This is a genomic window from Vibrio sp. AIC-3, assembly GCF_013114515.1.
In the GTDB taxonomy this organism is placed as follows: Bacteria; Pseudomonadota; Gammaproteobacteria; order Enterobacterales; family Vibrionaceae; genus Vibrio; species Vibrio crassostreae_C.
Map to the genome: position 1 here is coordinate 108,395 of NZ_VTXG01000012.1, position 17,659 is coordinate 126,053.

At 44.5% G+C, this 17,659-nt stretch carries 14 protein-coding genes; 7 read left to right on the forward strand and 7 right to left on the reverse strand.

Going from position 1 to position 17,659, the window contains the following annotated elements:
- Nucleotides 1–314 precede the first annotated feature (314 nt).
- On the forward strand, nt 315–1,793 hold the full coding sequence (locus F0229_RS10910) for a peptide MFS transporter (RefSeq protein ID WP_367613540.1): 1,479 nt from the start codon (nt 315–317) through the stop codon (nt 1,791–1,793).
- Between the two features lie 200 nt (nt 1,794–1,993).
- Entirely contained in the window at nt 1,994–2,776 is a 783-nt protein-coding gene (locus tag F0229_RS10915; protein WP_171732831.1) for a siderophore-interacting protein, read from the forward strand.
- A 134-nt stretch (nt 2,777–2,910) separates the two neighbouring features.
- Here the strand turns inward: F0229_RS10915 and F0229_RS10920 are convergent, their stop codons facing one another.
- The 6 genes from F0229_RS10920 to F0229_RS10945 all read right to left on the reverse strand — a co-directional run bounded on the left by F0229_RS10920 (nt 2,911) and on the right by F0229_RS10945 (nt 10,447).
- Nucleotides 2,911–3,813, reverse strand: coding sequence for a multidrug transporter (locus tag F0229_RS10920; RefSeq protein WP_171732832.1), 903 nt, complete (start codon nt 3,811–3,813; stop codon nt 2,911–2,913).
- A 160-nt stretch (nt 3,814–3,973) separates the two neighbouring features.
- Nucleotides 3,974–4,678: a phosphonate utilization transcriptional regulator PhnR gene (gene phnR, locus F0229_RS10925; RefSeq protein ID WP_171732833.1), complete on the reverse strand. Its 705-nt coding sequence runs from the start codon at nt 4,676–4,678 to the stop codon at nt 3,974–3,976.
- A 68-nt stretch (nt 4,679–4,746) separates the two neighbouring features.
- The gene (locus F0229_RS10930; protein ID WP_171732834.1) at nt 4,747–6,471 is read right to left on the reverse strand and encodes a putative 2-aminoethylphosphonate ABC transporter permease subunit; all 1,725 of its coding nucleotides are present in this window, start codon (nt 6,469–6,471) and stop codon (nt 4,747–4,749) included.
- Between the two features lie 6 nt (nt 6,472–6,477).
- Nucleotides 6,478–7,587 carry a putative 2-aminoethylphosphonate ABC transporter ATP-binding protein gene (locus F0229_RS10935; RefSeq protein WP_171732835.1) on the reverse strand — a complete coding sequence of 370 codons (1,110 nt, stop codon included), beginning with the start codon at nt 7,585–7,587 and terminating at the stop codon, nt 6,478–6,480.
- Between the two features lie 227 nt (nt 7,588–7,814).
- Nucleotides 7,815–9,236 (reverse strand): FAD-dependent oxidoreductase, encoded by a 1,422-nt coding sequence (locus F0229_RS10940; protein ID WP_171732836.1) that lies wholly within the window; start codon nt 9,234–9,236, stop codon nt 7,815–7,817.
- 200 nt (nt 9,237–9,436) lie between these two features.
- Nucleotides 9,437–10,447, reverse strand: a complete 1,011-nt coding sequence (locus tag F0229_RS10945) for a putative 2-aminoethylphosphonate ABC transporter substrate-binding protein (RefSeq protein WP_171732837.1) — start codon at nt 10,445–10,447, stop codon at nt 9,437–9,439.
- Nucleotides 10,448–10,814: 367 nt separating this feature from the next.
- On the opposite strand from F0229_RS10945, the gene phnW reads away from it, so the two are divergent.
- The 4 genes from phnW (at nt 10,815) to F0229_RS10965 (ending at nt 15,648) form a co-directional block, all read left to right on the forward strand.
- Entirely contained in the window at nt 10,815–11,918 is a 1,104-nt protein-coding gene (phnW, locus tag F0229_RS10950) for a 2-aminoethylphosphonate--pyruvate transaminase (protein WP_171732838.1), read from the forward strand.
- Nucleotides 11,918–13,339: an aspartate aminotransferase family protein gene (locus F0229_RS10955; protein ID WP_171732839.1), complete on the forward strand. Its 1,422-nt coding sequence runs from the start codon at nt 11,918–11,920 to the stop codon at nt 13,337–13,339. Before phnW ends, F0229_RS10955 begins: the two co-directional genes overlap by 1 nt.
- Nucleotides 13,340–13,431: 92 nt before the next feature.
- On the forward strand, nt 13,432–14,250 hold the full coding sequence (gene phnX, locus F0229_RS10960) for a phosphonoacetaldehyde hydrolase (RefSeq protein WP_171732840.1): 819 nt from the start codon (nt 13,432–13,434) through the stop codon (nt 14,248–14,250).
- Nucleotides 14,251–14,580: 330 nt separating this feature from the next.
- Nucleotides 14,581–15,648, forward strand: a complete 1,068-nt coding sequence (locus F0229_RS10965) for an OmpA family protein (protein WP_171732841.1) — start codon at nt 14,581–14,583, stop codon at nt 15,646–15,648.
- Between the two features lie 131 nt (nt 15,649–15,779).
- On the opposite strand, the gene F0229_RS10970 is transcribed toward F0229_RS10965, so the two are convergent.
- Nucleotides 15,780–16,178, reverse strand: coding sequence for an OsmC family protein (locus F0229_RS10970; RefSeq protein WP_017068628.1), 399 nt, complete (start codon nt 16,176–16,178; stop codon nt 15,780–15,782).
- A gap of 200 nt (nt 16,179–16,378) precedes the next feature.
- Here F0229_RS10970 and msrB point away from each other — a divergent pair, with 200 nt between their 5' ends.
- The gene (gene msrB / locus F0229_RS10975) at nt 16,379–17,521 is read left to right on the forward strand and encodes a peptide-methionine (R)-S-oxide reductase MsrB (protein ID WP_017061740.1); all 1,143 of its coding nucleotides are present in this window, start codon (nt 16,379–16,381) and stop codon (nt 17,519–17,521) included.
- Nucleotides 17,522–17,659 lie beyond the last annotated feature (138 nt).

Genomic DNA, 17,659 nt, shown 5'->3' on the forward strand with positions numbered 1-17,659 from the left:
TTGGCTAAAGCCCAACAGCTAATTGAAAGTGATACTCACTCAAAATAACTTACAGAATGACTACCTCTAACTTTCCCTTTATTAGTTCATTACTTAGCCACAAATGATGATGGCTAAATTTCATACCGCCATGCATCCACTTGCAAAATCTAACGTTGCAAATCTCATTCATGAGAAATATGAATGCACTCATAAGAAAAGATATATCGAGTAAAGTTCTGTTTGGGACAGATGTTTCAGTTTATGTATTACTACTAATGATATTATAATCGGGTAATTACACTACATATTAATACAAACGTGAGAATAAAATAATGTGGAATAGATTAAACAAATCAATGATGTTCTGCCAAATGATGTTCGGACTTTCGTTCTATGGCGTCATGGTGATCTTGACTCGTTTCTTCCTTGAAGATCTGAACTACAATGAAGCCGACACCATGATGGTTGTTGGTGCTTTCTCTGCAATCGGACCGCTATTTGCTATCGCAGGTGGCTTTATCGCCGACAAGTTTTTAGGCGCTTACCGATCTTTAACCATTGCCTTCCTAGGGTTCGCAAGTGGTTACGTTCTACTGGTACTTGGTGCAGCAGCAACCAATGTTCCGATGGCATTATGTGGTATTGCGTTAGCAAGTTATGCACGTGGTTTGATGTCCCCTTCTTACCCAAGTCTTTACAAACGCACGTTCAAAACTCAAGAAGATTTTGAGAACTGCTACCCAATCAACTACTCAGTAAACAATATTGGTGCTCTGTTAGGCCAATACCTGTTCCCAATGCTAGTACTTGTTGTTGGTTTCCACGGTGGTTTCCTTCTTTCAGCGGTTCTAGCCGGTGCTGCGCTTCTGATGATGACCTTTGTTCGCAAAGGCCTTGTTGAAGCAAGTGCTGAAATCGACCAAAAACCAGTAAGCACTAAAAACTGGGCAGCGTTCCTTGGTCTTTCTGCCGCTATGATTGGCTTGGTATTCTTCATGTTCTCGAACATGGATATTGGCCAAAACATCGTGTACGCAATCGGTGGTGCAGCGATCATCTACTTTGTTTCTTTGATGTTGAAATCGAAGAAATCAGACATGCTGAAAATGGGCACTATTTTAATCATCACATTCCTGACGACATGTTTCTTCGTGTACTACGGTCAGATGATGACTTCGATGACAATGGTAGCGATCAACACAATGCGTGGCGATCTATTTGGTTTTATCCCTGTTGCACCTGAAGCTTCAATGGCAATGAACCCACTATGGTGTATGGTTGCTGGTCCTATCATCGCGGGTATCTTCTCTAGCCTAGAAAAGAAAAACATTAACTTCTCAACTGCAACCAAAGTCGGTTTCTCTTTCATCCTTACGGCTATCGCTTTCGGTATCCTTACGATGGCAGTAACGACCGTTGGTGACGATGTTCTGATCCGCCCAGAAGTCTTCCTAGCGATTCACTTCTTCCTAGCATTCGGTGAAGTGATTGTAGGTTCAATGGTTGTAGCCTTCATCCTGTCTGTTGCACCTAAGCACATTGAAAACTTCTCAGTAAGCTTGTTCTCTGTTGCTATCGCACTATCAGGCATTGTTGGCGCGGTATTCTCAACGTCTATTGCACTAGAGAAAGGTCAAGAGATCACACAAGAGATCGTGCAAACGGTTTACGGTGATTACTTCCAAATGCTGACTGTTCTTGCCGTCGTGATGGTAGGTATCGCAATGGCAGCATCGTTCATTATTCGTAAGATGCTAGAAGCTGCGAAAGCCGCTGAAGAAACGATTGAACTAGAGCAAGCAAACAGCTAATTCTGTTCGCTGAGTCAAACCAATCCTAAGAGCCCTTTAGTTTTCTAAAGGGCTCTTTTTTGTAGGATCCGTTTCTCAATAGGATCTGTCGTATAAGTTAGGTAGTACATGTGTAAATAAAAGTAAATGATAACTATTAGTATTGAGTGTTTTTTAGTTCAGGATTATGATGTGGAAATCCAAATCTAAGAGAGCCTTATATGAGCAAGCCTAGCCCTATCACATTAACCGTTACTCAAACCTCAACAATTACTCCAAACATGCAGCGCATAACGCTTAGCGGTGAGGGATTAAGTAAATACCCAACAGAATGTGCCGGCGGCTACATCAAGCTTTTATTCTCGCCACTTGGCACGACTGATTTAAGCCTGCTAAACGAAGGTGAGCGCCCAACCATGCGTACCTACACCATTCGTCAGTACAATCCTGTAGAGCAGTGGATTGAAGTCGATTTCGTTCGTCACATCACTAAAGATTTACAGTGTGGCTTTGCTGCAAGGTGGGCAATGAACGCGAAAGTGGGTGACACTATTTCAGTGGCTGGTCCTGGTTTAATTCAGGGGCTTAACCTAGAGTCAGACTGGTTCTTCTTAGTTGCAGACATGACGTCCCTACCTGCGCTTTCTGCAAAAGTAAAAACGCTCCCAGAAACAGCGACTGGTCACGCTATCATTCAGATCAACTCAGCAGCAGATAAGCAGGTACTTGAGACTCCTCAAGGTATCAAAGTAACCTGGTTGATTGAAGATGAAACCTCAGAGTCACTTTCACAAACCGTGCGCAACACAGAATGGTTAGAAGGTCAGGTTTCAATATGGACAGCGTGTGAATTTGAAAGCATGCGTGAGCTAAGACAATACTTCCGCAACGAAAAAGAAGTCGCGAAAGAGAACATCTACATCAGCAGCTACTGGAAACGTGGTGTCACTGAAGATGGCCACAAAGTGTTGAAACAGCAAGATGCTCAAGATTTAGCGGGGTAAGTCTTTTACTACCTACAGCTTCTTACTAGATAAAGAGAAAACGCCCTTAACGAAGTTTGTTTCGCTAAGGGCGTTTTTTCATTTAACTTAATAGAGATACCTATTCACAAATCCCCAATCACTCAGGCGATCTTTTAAGTCAATGAGATAACTAAGCCAGCAATAATTAGAGATACGCCTACACCGCGAGTCGCGTGCCACTTTTCCTTTAAAAAGTAGATCCCCATCACTACGCCGAAAATGATACTCACTTGCCTAAGAGCAACAACCAAGCTGACATTTTCAGTCATGGTCATCGCAAACAGCACTAAGCCATAGGTCGAAGCCATCATAATGCCTGCAAGCGTGGCTTTCTTTCGCAGTATCCAAGCATTAGTAAACTCGATTCTTTGGTTGGTTACGAATAACCAAACACTCAACGGAATCACAATTGCCCAGAACTGGATACCTAGGTAGAAAATCGCGGTGTGCTTGTTAGTTATAACTGGTGTGCTCAAAGGATCGAGTAACAGAAGCGCTTCTTTATCAATGATGGAATAGCCCGTGGTACCAATGGCCACGATTAACGCCCACAGTACGCCAAGGTTGAGATACGCTTTTAACCTAAGATCTGAAAACTTCTTAAGTGGTACAAACAAACAACCCAAGGTAATCAAGGTGAAGCCAAACCATTGATTAGGTGACAGCTCATAGCCTATCAACACCGTGCCTAAACCCACCATCAACACGGGCAGCGCTCGTGCCATCGGGTAAATCACCCCAATATCGGCCTGCTTGTAGGCTACACCTAAGCCGATTAAATAGATGATTTGGCAAATACCACTTAAAAGAAGTAGCTTCCAGAATAAAAGCGTGATATCCACAAAGCCGACACTGTAAATGAACCAAATCAAATAGGGAGTCAATATCGCAGCAGCGGCAAAGCCAGAGGCTAAGAAGAAAGACGAGCCCGATCCTTGATTCGATTTACCTAGAACGTTCCAACCCGCGTGAAGCAAAGCCGAAATAGTCACGATGACGATGGCAGAGAATTCCATTTCATTCCTAAATTATAGATGAATTAGCACAACGGCTGACAACAGGTGATAAAAAGGCCTCCGAATAAGAGACCTTTGAACTTTTCAATTGGGCAATCCTGCATAATTGCAGATATGCTAACGTTCTAACGTTCTAACGTTCTAACGTTCTAACGTATGACTAGCGCTCTAGCTGCGCGATTGACTCAATACTGATCGCGTCATGACGCCAATACTCAATATCACAGTCAATCAGATCGCCGTTTTGATTGTAGTTAACACGCTCAACAACCATTGCAGGTGAGCCAGAAGTCGCACGCAAGGCTTGCGCTGTCTCGCCAAGTAAAGACGTTGTGCTCACTCGGTAACGGATCTTCTGATACACCACACCAAAGTGTTCGCGGTAGATGTCCGTCAACGATTTAGACAAGTCATAATCAAGCAAGTTAGGGAACAACTCTGGTCGAATGTAGTTGGTCACATACACAACCGGCCTATCTTCAAGATAACGAACTCTGTCTACTCGATAAACGTCCGAGAAAGGTTGTAACTCAAGAAGCCGAGTCGCCTCCTTGGTTGCTAACATTCCTTTCGCCGCCACCAACTCAGTTTTCGGCTGTCGATTCTGCGATAGAGCCATATTGGTGAAGTTCAGCGTTTGTGTTGGATCGTAACGAAGCGGCTCGGGAGAGATAAACCAACCACGTCGGTCTTCTCGATACATGCGCCCTTCCGCTTCAAGTGAAGACAAGGCTTCGCGTAAGGTAACTCGAGTCGTATCAAACGATTCAGCCAGCTTACGTTCCGCAGGCAGCTTCTGTCGTGGTGTTAACATCCCCGACTCTATCTGCTCTACGATGACATCTTTGATTTTTACGTACTGCACTTCATTTCCTTTTATTCTTGTTCTTGTCGTCAGCCACTCCTTGGCCAACTGCAATATAAAATAGTTCGTTAGCGTTTACGCCAAGCCTGGGTGCGCTTCTCGAATAACTTGTTGATTAACATATGAATCAACTTCGCGCTCGCTGCCGATATCATGATCATCACCGCCATGGCAGCTGCTGCACCCGTTTGTCCCGCATCATCCATATTCAGTACTGAAACTGACGCAGGTATCGTATCGGTAGAATACAAGAATACTACCGCAGATGTCGTGGTAAGTGCATTAATAAACAGGTATGTCGCAATATCTAAAATCGCAGGCAAACAAACCGGCACCGTCACTTTAAAGAACAGCTTGTATTGCGGTAGGTTAACCGAAGCCGCCGTCGCTTCTATTTCCTCAGGCAGCTGTTTTAATGCGGTTAACGCTGTCATGTGGCCGACTGTGTAGTAGTGAACCACCGTATTAATCACCAAGAACGCCATCGTGCCATACAAGAAGTTGAGTGGGTTACTCAAATCATTAAAGTAGAAGATATAGCCCAAACCCAACACCATACCCGGAACGGCCATCGGTACCACACTGAGCATTTGCATTGCCTGACGAACAGGACCAAATGCGCGGCCTTTCTCAATGCAATAGGCGCCTAAGAAAATCAATACGGTACCGATAATCGCAGTCCAAGCACCAAGCGTTAACGAGTTAAAGAATGGCGCCCAACCATAGGTACTCATTTCTGCGAAGTTGTAGTTGTTTAGCGTTAACGCTTTGTTCCAAGGCCAAAAGGTGACCATAGATCCATATATCGCCATGCCCAACACGATAACCACAGCAGCAGAGATAATGGTGCAATAAAGGAAACATAAGCCATCACGTAGCGTGCTAGGTTCAGGTTGGTACGCGACAGAACGAGTATCAAACAAGCTCTTCTGTTTCTTTTGAACCCAGCGGTCAACGGTAAACGCAAGCAACGCAGGCAATAGCAGTAAGATACTGGTTACCGCACCCATAGAGAAATTCTGTTGACCAACCACCTGCTTAAAGATGTCAGTCGATAACACGTTGTAGCTACCACCTATCACCTTTGGCACACCAAAGTCACAAACCACCAGCGTAAACACAACAATCAGGGTGCTGATCAAGCCGTATTTTGCCGCAGGTAACGTCACCATGAAGAAAGTTTTTAACGATGAAGTATTGAGTGCACGTGCTGCCTCATACAGGCGAGCGTCAGAGGTTCTTAATGAGGTGGTCAGAATCATCAAGGCGTGTGGAAACGTCCAAAATATCAAGCCCAGTGAGATACCAATCAAACCATAAACCGAGTTGCCCCCTAAGACTTCTTTAGCGATACCTTGATTACCAAATAAGAAGATCAAACTGATCGCTGGAAGCAATGAAGGGGCCAGAATAGGCGCTGAACCTAGCACTTGAAAAAGCCCCTTAAAAGGCATGCATGAACGAGTTAGCGCATAGGCATAACCAAACGCCAAGACGCCCACGACAACGGTCACTAACAACCCAAGCGTGAACGTATTGCCTACCGACTGCCACAGGCTGTGAGAAGCAAAATACGTAGCGAAATTCTGTAAACCTACAAATTCACCGTCTGCGTTCTGAACACTCTTTTTCAACATTGCCCACAGTGGCATCAGGATAAACAACGTCATGACCACAGACAAAAAGGCCAGCAGCCCAAATAGAATCACGTTGTCTTTGCTTAACCGAGCCAGAAAAGGTTGTACTCGTCGTTGAATTAGCAGCTTAGATTGCATCATTTGAGTCGATTCCATGATTGATTACGCCGCCTCGTCTTTCATCACTTGCAGGCTTTTCGATGGGTAAGCTCTAAGGCCTTCTTGATCAAACGCCACGTAACGAATATCACTGCGACGCAGCTTCAATCGGTTGAACTCTTTGACGGGTACATCAACGATGATCTCTTTCGCCGTTGAGTCATGTTGCAATTGACACTCAACACGATAAAACGCCCCTAAGAATTCGCTTGATACGATTCTCACTGGCAAGGATTCACTAAAACGATCAACAAACTGGATTTGCTCTGGACGAACGGCAATATCAAAAACATCACCCAGATTTGGCGTGAGATTATCTAAGCCAGGTAACGGCAGCATTGACTCAGCAATACGCATCTTGCCTTGAGCCGCAACAGAAGCTTGAATAAAGTTCATGCTACCAACAAACTCAGCCACAAAACGACTGAAAGGTTTTTGGTAGATCTCTTGAGGAGCACCGACCTGCTCGATAACACCATGATTCATCACGACAATACGGTCTGCCATCGTTAACGCTTCATCTTGGTCGTGCGTCACCATAATAGTGGTGATACCCAATTTGCGTTGCAGTTGGCAGATCTCATCACGTAGGTGTGTTCTTACCTTCGCATCCAACGCAGAAAGCGGTTCATCGAGTAGCAACAAGCCTGGAGACAAGGCTAATGCGCGAGCCAGAGCAACACGCTGCTGCTGTCCACCAGATAGCTGATTTGGAAATTTCTGACCAGACGTTGGTAAGCCAATGGTCTCTAACCAAGACTCAACCGTCTCAAGGGCTTCTTTGGTCGACATGCCTTGGTTTTTCAGACCAATCGCAATGTTTTCTTCCACAGTGAGATTTGGAAACAAAGCGTAAGATTGGAACACGATGCCAAAGTCGCGCTTTTCTGGTGGCAAGAAGGTCGTATCATTACCGTTCTGCTCAATAGAACCTGACGTTGGTAAGTCTAGGCCTGCAATCGCACGTAATAAGGTGGTTTTTCCACAGCCAGATGGGCCAAGGAAGCAGACGAACTCGCCTTTATCTATCGATAGGGAGATGTCTTTTAACGCTGTAAATTGGCCAAATTGCTTTACAACGTTTTCAATATTCAAATAAGTTTGGTTGCTCATACTACAGCACTCTCTATGTGGTATATACCAAATTTAAACTGAGAATATTGCAGTTGAGTGACAAATTTATAGAAGCTAAATGACAGTTATATTGCAGATATAATAAGCATTAAAGATTGCTATTTGTTCAGCATTAAAAGTTCGTTCAACGTTGAAAGCCCTCAGTGACTTGCCCATAAATCACTGAGAGCCTAAATGTAAACTTCTAATTTAAACGCTAGATTAATCTATGATTCAACCTTGTCGGCTTTACCCGCCGCACCTGCGAGTTTGGATAAGTGTTTATCTAGCCACAATGGCTTGCTACCCGAATCTTCCGCGTTCTCTTTTCTTCGTACCGCATCACGCACCATCATCGCACCTACCCAACGAAATGGCTCTGGCGGGAAGTGTCCTAATGGGCCTTTGGTTAAACCACTTCGTGTCCATGCATTGTCGATATCGAGTACCATTGCTGACAAAATTTTTCCGCCCATACGGGTTTGAGCAACGCCATTGCCTGAATAACCAAGCCCATAATAGATGTTGCCTTGGCCTTTTAGATTACCGAAAAATGGCAGACCGGTGACCGAACGATCTGAGCCTCCTGACCAGTTGTAATCGAATTCACTTTGTTCCAATTTAGGGAACAGTTTTTGAAACGATTGATTGAGAATCGGCAGGTAGTTGGTCGTTTGGTTAAACATGCTTTCAACTTGATTGGCAAACGAGAACTTATTACCGCCTTTGCCCAACATGAGTCGTCCGTCCTGGGTATCTCGGTAATAGTGGACAAAGATACGCGAATCTACCACCGCTGCCCCTTTCTCTGGACCAAACTGCTTGAGCTTTTCAGGAATAGGCTTGGTCACCACCATATCGGAAGAGACAACCACTATGCTGCGTTTGAACTCTTTAAAGTGATCGAGCATCCACGCATTGAGCGCTAAGATCACTTTATCGGAAGTTATCGTCCCACCCTTAGTTTGGACGCGAACTGGTGAGCCGTAATCAAGAGAAGTCATTTCTGTATTTTCGTAAATTTCGACACCCAATTCGATCGCAACGCGGCGTAAGCCTCTCGCCAATAACGCTGGCTGCACACTACCCGCAGCTTCTGAGTAGTAACCCTCAATGTGGCGATCAGATCCCGCTTTATCAGCCAAAGAATTGTCGCACTTCTTCCAGCTATTGATACCCCGCTTAACCAGCTCATTAACAACAGGCTCCATTCCACCCTTTTGCGCTTCATTGGTCGCCGTGTAGTAAGTACCGCTTCGATATAGATGCGCGTCAATCTTGTGTTCGTTACAGAAGGCTTCAATCTCGTATATAACCTTTTCCGATTCCTTAACCAACCATTTCGCTTGTTCTTTTCCGTAGAGCTTTTTCAGCGTCGGATACTTAGTTGACCACGTCAGCATGCAACCGCCGTTCGCACCAGAAGCACCGCTACCACATAGACCTTTTTCAATCACGACAACATGCTTTTCGGGTTGCTGTTGTTTGATTAAAATCGCCGTCCATAAACCCGTATAGCCACCGCCAACAATGGCGATATCACAGTTGACGTCTTTTTGGAGCGACTTCGCCGAATCTAGCCCCTCATTGATGTTGCCAAACTCTTGTTCTAACGCTTGCTTGAACCAATATGAGTAGTGCTTTGTCATTTGTTGTACCTTACTTAAAACCTAAAGGCGTAAAACTAAAAAAGGAAGACCGAAGCCTTCCTTTACTGATCTCTAACTTCTAATGAGCTGCATATCTAATGGACTACGTGTCTAATAAGCCATATATCTAATAAACCATGTGTCTAATAAGCTCGGTAGATAATTAACCAAGGAGCTCATGAACTAAAAAGCTCAGCAGATTAAGATTTTGGCTCTGATTTAGCGTCAAACTTCTCAGACCATGTTTTAAGAACGTCTGCACGTTCACTGCCCATGCGAGCGAAGTCCATTTTTGCCATGTTCTTTTCTACATTAGGGAAGTTCTCTGCTTTGCCTGTCACATCTTGGTGACCAACAACTGGGTACATTTCGATGTAAAGCTCATTTGCCGCTTTAGAAATAGACCAATCGATAACACGTTGTGCTGCATCAGAAGGCTTAACAAGGCCTACCGCTTCAGATTCCCAGCCGATGCCTTCAGGTGTAATCACTGAAAGTGGAGCGCCTTGAGTTTTCAGCTTAGCGCCACGGCTCGCCATAGAAATACCGATAGCGACTTCACCCATGCCCGCTTGAACACATGGCTTAGAACCAGAGTGCGTGTAGTGAGCGATGTTTTGGTCTAGCTTCTGCATGTAGTTCCAACCTTGGTCTTCACCCATGTTTTGTAGCCAAGCAGACACTTGCATATAACCCGTACCAGAAGACGCTGGGTTTGGCATCGCAATGTGGCCTTTGTAGATAGGCTTGGTTAGGTCATCCCAAGATTTAGGTGCTGGTAGGTTAAGTTGTTTCGCTACCGCTTCGTTGAAACAAACCGCATTGAAGAATGCATCGTTGCCATACCAAGCTTGAGTAGATTGCGGATCGTTGAGGTTTGAGTGCAGCGCTTCTACACCTTGAGGAGTGTAAGGCTTAAGAATGCCCTCTTCCTTAAGTAGAGCCATTGAAGAACCCGCAAGGCCCCACACCACTTCTGCACGAGGGTTGTTTTTCTCAGCCAATAATTTTGCCGTCATGATTCCTGTTGAATCACGAACCCATTTGATGTTGATGTCTGGGTTTTCGCTTTCAAAAGCATTTTTGTACTTCGCTAAGATGTCAGTTTCAAAAGCGGTATAAACCGTCACTTCCTGTGCCGCATAAGCGTTACCAGCTAATAGTGTGACTAATGCTGCAAGTGATCCTTTCATAAAACGGTTTTTCATCATTTTCTCCAGTCAGGCCCAACTCTAGAGTGAGAAGTTGCCAAAATTAAAAATTGCCAAAGTTAAAGTTGTTAAAGCTAGAAGCCCTATCGAGAGGCACCTATATTCAAAAATTCATTCCAGTTGTTGGCACACACCTCTCCCACTGGTATGTACCAGATTTCGATTATTAAGCTAACTGGCTTTTGTGACGATTAAATGAACGAAAAATGGCAATTTAAAGATCGAAAACTTTCTCAAGACAAGTGACCATTTTTAATATGAAGCTTTTGTGAAAATGATGTTTGGGCTATTTACGACCGTTTAAATTGGTTGTTAAAGTAACTCTAAATATTGGTATAGTCCAAAATTAAAATCACGAGAGTTGAACATGAGAAACGAATACTTACTGCTGACACCGGGCCCTTTATCTACTTCTGAAACCGTTCGCCAAGCGATGTTAAAAGATTGGTGTACTTGGGATGATGAATACAACAAAGACGTTGTTGAAGTGATTCGTAGCAAGCTAGTGACTTTAGCGACTAAGCAAGCGGGATATACAAGCGTATTAATGCAAGGTAGCGGCACCGCTTCGGTAGAAGCAACAATCGGTAGCGTTATCTCTAACAACGGTAAGCTTCTTGTTGTTGATAACGGTGCGTACGGCGCTCGTATTGCTCAAATCGCAGAATACTTAAACATTCCATGCCATGTCGTTTCCCCAGGTGAAACATCACAGCCTGACTTGAACGAAATGGAAACGGCATTGGCCATGGATTCAGACATTACTCACGTTGCGATTGTGCATTGTGAAACCACGACAGGTATGCTGAATCCAATTGAAGACATTGCCAAATTGGCAAAACAGCACAACAAAACCGTCATTCTCGATGCAATGTCGAGCTTTGGTGGCATCCCTATGGATATCGCTGACTTAGGTGTCGATTACATGATCAGCTCAGCAAACAAGTGTATTCAAGGTGTACCGGGGTTCGGCTTTGTTATTGCGAAGCAATCGGAACTGGAAAAATGCAAAGGCCAGGCTCGTTCACTAAGCCTTGACCTGTTTGACCAATGGTACTGCATGGAAAGCAACCATGGTAAATGGCGCTTCACCTCTCCAACTCATACAGTGCGAGCTTTCTACCAAGCTCTACTTGAATTGGAGCAAGAAGGTGGCATCGAAGCTCGTCATAATCGCTACCAAACCAACCAAACTACCTTGGTTGCAGGTATGCGCTCTCTTGGCTTTGAGCCACTGCTTAATGATGATCTTCATTCACCTATCATTACCTCTTTCTATTCTCCAACTCATAGCGATTACCAATTCAAGGAATTCTATGACCGTTTGAAAGAACAAGGTTTTGTGATTTACCCGGGCAAGGTTTCAAACGCCGACTGCTTCCGAATCGGTAACATCGGTGAAGTTTACCCTTCTGACATTGAAGCCCTCATTGGCTCAGTTAAAAACGCAATGTACTGGGACATCAAATAATGACGATGGCCAATCAAGATTCTGTTCTAAAGGCGACACACTTTCGAAGCGAAGGCGATGTGAACACCACGCCAGCGCGTGAGAAATGGAACGAGTCGCTAAACGATGAGGCGACTCAAGCGATGTTAAAACGTGACTCTGACGTGTTTCTTCATCAAGCGATGTCAACACCTTGCCTAGACACACTTGAAGCAGCCGAAGGCATTTACATTCAAGATGCGACTGGCAAAAAGTACATGGACTTTCATGGCAATAATGTCCATCAACTAGGTTATGGTCACCCTCACATCATTCATAAAGTGACTCAGCAAATGGCGTCATTGCCGTTTTCACCACGTCGCTTTACCAATGAAACAGCCGTTCAATGCGCTGAAAAGCTGACACAGATCTGCGGTGGTGAGTTGAACCGCGTGTTGTTTGCACCGGGTGGTACTTCGGTTATCGGCATGGCACTCAAACTGGCTCGACATGTCACCAACAACTTCAAGGTCGTTTCACTGTGGGACTCATTCCATGGCGCGTCACTGGACGCAATTTCAGTGGGTGGTGAAGCTTGTTTCCGCGAAGGCATGGGCCCGTTAATGGCTGGCGTAGAACGCATTCCACCAGCCGTCTCTTATCGTGGCGCTTTCCCGTTTAACGAGAATAGCGCAGTCAATGCAAACGAAACTGCATGCGACGTTCACTATGCCGACTATTTAGAGTATGTGATTGAAAAAGAAGGTGGCATTGGAGCCTTCATTGCCGAAGCAGTGCGTAACACAGACGTTCAGGTTCCAAGCAAAGCTTACTGGAAGCGCATCCGTGAGATCTGCGATAAGCATAACGTCATGTTGATCATCGACGACATTCCAAACGGTATGGGTCGTAGTGGCGAATGGTTCACTCACCAGGCCTTTGATATCGAACCTGACATTCTTTGTATCGGTAAAGGTTTTGGCGGGGGCTTGGTTCCAATTGCAGCCATGGTCACTAAAGACAAATACAACACGGCAGCGCAAGTATCACTTGGTCACTACACCCACGAGAAAAGTCCTATTGGCTGCGCAGCGGCACTGGCTACGATGGAAGTGATTGAGCAAGAAAATCTACTTGAAAAAGTACAAGCGGACAGCGCATTCGTGCGTGAACAACTGCTTCAAATGAAAGAGAAATACCCAGTCATTGGTGACGTTCGCGGCATCGGTCTGCTTTGGGGAGTGGAATTGGTCACTGACCATATCACCAAAAACCGAGCGTTCGATGAAGCAGAAGCAGTACTTTACCAATGTCTGAACGATGGCCTGAGCTTTAAGGTTTCACAAGGTAACGTGATTCAATTGAGCCCACCATTGATCATCAGCCGTAGCGAGCTAGAAGTCGCTCTGTCTGTATTCGAAAAAGCGATAGCCAAAGTCTGCAAAGATTTTGAATACCTTTAATTCTCGAAATCAACATTTAAACCAATAACCTTAAACAACCATTTGTTTCCCAGAACTTTGAACTGGGAGTGACACAAAAATAGGACACTATTATGAACACGACATCACCTATCCAAGCGGTTATCTTTGACTGGGCCGGCACTATCGTTGATTTTGGGTCGTTTGCTCCAACTAGCATCTTCGTTGAAGCATTCAAACAAGGTTTCGACTTTGACATCGACTTAGCTGAAGCTCGTGAACCTATGGGTATCGGTAAATGGGATCACATCCAAGCGGTGGGTCGAATCCCTGCTGTTGATGCTCGTTGGAATGCCCAGTTCGGACGTTCGATGACCAGTGAAGACGTTGATGCGATCTACGCGGCATTCATGCCTCTTCAAAAAGCGAAAGTAGCCGACCACGCAGCGCCAATTTTAAACGCGATTGAAGTAGTAAATAACCTTAAAGAGAAGAACGTAAAAATTGGTTCTTGTTCAGGTTACCCACGTGAAGTGATGGATGTTTTAATTCCTGCTGCTGCAGATTACGGTTACCGACCAGATAACGTGGTAGCGACCGATGACTTACCTCAAGGTGGTCGCCCTGCTCCATTTATGGCACTGAAAAACGTAATCGATCTAGGTGTAACTAGCGTTGCTGCGTGTGTAAAAGTAGACGACGCAGCACCGGGGATCGATGAAGGACACAACGCAGGAATGTGGACAGTTGGACTTGTATTATCGGGGAACGAAGCAGGCTTAACGTATCAAGAATACTTAGATGCAGACGAAACAACACTGGCAGCAGCACGTGAAAAAGCGAGCCTTAAGCTAAACAAATCAAACCCACACTACCTAATCGATACCATTGCAGACCTACCAGGTGTCATTGCAGACATTGAAAAACGTTTGTTAGCCGGAGAGCGCCCATAACTCCTAGAACTTCGACAAATCAGGGTCGATAGCCCAATAATCCGCACACATGAAAAAGAAACCTCGTATCACCTAAAAATGGTACGAGGTTTCTTCGTTTCCAACATTTGAGACAACATATTGTTGACAAATAACACAGTAAATAGCACCTTAAATATATAATTTTTAACAATTTCATTGACCATAATAAGCAACTGTAATAACAGTTCCAAGATAGGTTCGACCTGAATCTAAGCCTTGAACGACCTACTGTTGCAGTGTCCCAATCAGTAAGTCGTCGCTTTAAAGGCTCATTCAGATAACAATAAGAGTTAATCCAAGGATAAGATTATGAAAAAATTGTCAAAAATCATGTGTGCTGTGATAGCTGCTTCAGGTTTCGCTGCTGCTCCATCAATTGCCGCAACGACATACGTAGGCGCAAAAGTTGGCATGGGTTGGCTAGATAGCGCTTGTGTCGACAACGTTAATTGTGAAGATGATTCAGTTGCGGGCGGTATTTACGGTGGCTACAACTTTACCGATAACATTGCTCTAGAATTGAATGCAGATTACTTAGGTGATTATGACACCAGCTTTAACAACAACGGAGCGACTCAAAGATACAGCGATTCTATCGTAGCCATTTCTTTAAGCCCAATGTATCGACTAGCGATTAAACAAGAGTTTGATATCTTCTTTAAAGCAGGTCCTGCTTACATCATGCACGATGACGAAGACGACGTTGTTTTAGCCTTAGGTATCGGTGCCGAGAAACAGCTTTCAGACGATTGGGCGCTGAGAGTGGAATACCAATACTTCGATGATTTTGACGATAAGATCATCCAAGACCTAAACTCCAACCTTGTCACAGTAGGTCTTAGCTACAATTTCGGCACGGGTAATACAACCGCATCAGCGGCTGCAGCTTCTGCGGCGGCTGTAACTCAAGCACCTTCTGAACCAATCACAGAGCCAGAAGCTGTGGTCGTTGAAGAGGAAGCGGAGGTAGTGGTTACCAAAGCGCAAACTGAGAGTTTCTCTCAAGGTACATTTGCGACTAACAGCACAGAACTTTCAGACGAAGGTAAAGCCGCTATACAGCCAATTGTGGAAGTCTTACAAACATACCCTCAGTCTACCGTTAACATTGTTGGTCACACAGATTCAACAGGTGCAGCTGAGTACAACATGATGATCTCTAAGAAACGTGCGGCAGCAGTAGCAGCATACATCGAAGAGCAAGGTATCGAAGCTGAGCGTATCACTGCTACTGGCGAAGGTGAAGAGAACCCAGTTGCATCAAATGATACAGCTGAAGGTCGTGCTCAAAACCGTCGTGTTGACGCAACGATCCCTGGTTTCGAATACCAAGAAGAAGTACAAGTTGAAGAAGTTATCGTAGAAACTGCTGAATAACAGCACTCTACCTTAGCCGAAATAATAAGGGCGGAGCACTCAAAGTGCTCCGCCCTTTTCTGTATCTGTCTTTACTAATAAGCCGTAAGCCGAAAAGTACCGGCCCCAAGCTAGGCTGTACAAACCGAAAACTAAACGATTTCCCAGCTGTGAGTCATTTCTACGCCAGCACCTAACATTAGACATACTGAACAGTATTTTTCTAACGAATCAGCACATACTTTAGCCACTAACTCAGGATCTAGGTTGTCACCAGACACTTCAAAGTGAATGTTAATCACAGTAAAGATTTTTGGTGCTGTTTCACGACGTGTCGTTTCAAGTTTTGCATTACAGCCTGTGATGTTCTGGCCTGCAGATTTCAAACCATCGACGACATCAACAGAGCTACAACCACCAGCGGCCATAAGGACCATTTCCATTGGGCTTGGCGCGGTTGCACCACCACTGCCATCCATTACTACAGAGTGGCCAGATTGAGATTGACCTAGGAATTTAAAGCCTTCGACCCATTTAACTTCTGCTTGCATGTTGTTCCTTAGATGTACGATAACCGCCATCGCTGTCTATTATTGGATATCAATACTGACACCCTACTACTGGCGGCATTTATGAGCAAGATTTTCTCGGCGACATATTTTTTTGTGAATGATGCAATTTTTTCCATCTAAAACCTGTCTCTATTCGTACATTCAAAATCGAATGAGAAGAACGTCAAGATGAGGTATCTATGAATAAATTATCTAAAATATTGGTATCACTCGTGGTTGCGCTACCACTGATTTCGCTGTTTGTAAGCCAGACTGGCACTGCCAATACAATGGATAAAACAGCTAATTCAGGTAATAGTGAAATCGCGACACTGGCTGGTGGTTGTTTTTGGTGTACAGAATCCGACCTAGAAAAGCTGACAGGCGTCACCGACGTTATCTCTGGGTATTCTGGCGGTGAACTAGAAAACCCAACCTACAAACAGGTCTCTTCGGGTAAGTCAGGTCACATCGAAGTGATCAACGTGACCTATAACCCTGATGTGGTTAGCTACGAACAGGTTCTTGACCAATTCTTCCGACACATCGATCCAACCGATGACAAAGGCTCTTTTGTAGACCGAGGCCGTCATTATCGACCGGCTATTTTCTATCATAACCAAGCACAAAAAGATGTTGCTCAGAACTTCATGATGGAGATCGACAAAGCTAATATCTTTGGTGCACCACTAAAAACAGAACTGATAAAATTTGAGAAGTTCTGGCCAGCAGAAGATTACCACCAAGATTATTACAAGAAGAGTAAGGTTCGTTATAACTACTACCGCTATGCTTCTGGCCGCGATCAGTACCTAGATAAGATCTTCGGTGATGATAGAAAGGACAACCCTAAAACACTACGTCAGATCATCGACAGTAAGAATGCGACAGCGAATGCTAAAACATACGTAAAACCGTCTGATGCAGAGATCAAAGCGAAGCTTACAGCACTTCAATACGATGTAACGCAAGAAGACGCTACTGAGCGCCCATTTGACAACAAATACTGGGATAACAAGCAAGAAGGTATTTACGTTGATATCGTAACTGGGGAGCCATTGTTCTCTTCAAAAGACAAATACAAGTCAGGCACAGGCTGGCCGAGCTTTACACAGCCAATCAGCGAGGCTTATGTCGTCACAACTACTGACTACAAACTGCTTTACCCAAGAACAGAGGTTCGCAGTAAGTTTGGTGATTCTCACTTGGGACATGTATTTAAAGATGGTCCAAAACCAACAGGCTTACGTTACTGCATGAACTCAGCCGCAATGCGCTTTATCCCAGCGGATAAATTAGCAGAAGAAGGCTATGAGGAATACGTTGAGATGTTTGAGGGCTAAGCATTCAGCATTTAACGAACAGCCTATAACAACAACATAGACAGGATCTTAAGAGCTAACTTGTTTATTTAGATAGAAAAAAGGCTTCATTTATGATCAGATAATCGTCGCCAAACAAACTACCTACATCAATAGTGA